Raw genomic sequence first — 494 nt, 5'->3', positions numbered from 1 at the left:
ACCTGGTTGGGGTAGTCGGAGCGCCCCGTGGCCATGATGGCGTCGCTGCGCACTGCCTTGACGTCTTCGGGCTGGATTTCGGGGTTGGGGTTGGCGAGCGCAAAGATCAGCGGGCTGGCCGCCATCTTGCGCACCATGTCCTGCTTGAGCACGCCGCCGGCCGACAGGCCCAGGAACACGTCCGCGCCCTCGATCGCTTCGTTCAGGGTGCGCTGCTCGGTGGGCTGGGCAAACCGGGCCTTGTCCTCGTCCATCAGCTCGGTGCGGCCGGTGTAGACCAGGCCGGCAATGTCCGTCACCCAGATGTTCTCGCGCGGCAGGCCCAGCTTGACCAGCAGGCCGAGGCAGGCCAACGCCGCGGCGCCCGCGCCCGAAGCGACCAGCTTGACCTGCCGGATGTCCTTGCCCGCCACCTTCAGGCCGTTGAGGATGGCTGCGCCGACCACAATGGCGGTGCCATGCTGGTCGTCGTGGAAGACCGGGATCTTCATGCG

1 protein-coding gene is annotated in these 494 nt (G+C 68.0%); it reads right to left on the bottom strand.

Translation table 11 applies throughout. From position 1 onward, the window contains the following. Window positions 1-494 (bottom strand): malic enzyme-like NAD(P)-binding protein (locus B2J89_RS21700; protein ID WP_305792664.1); only part of this gene is annotated, 494 nt, incomplete at both ends.

Source organism: Acidovorax sp. SRB_24, assembly GCF_012931925.1.
Note: the sequence above shows the minus strand (reverse complement) of the source record. Positions and strands in the feature narration are given on the sequence as shown.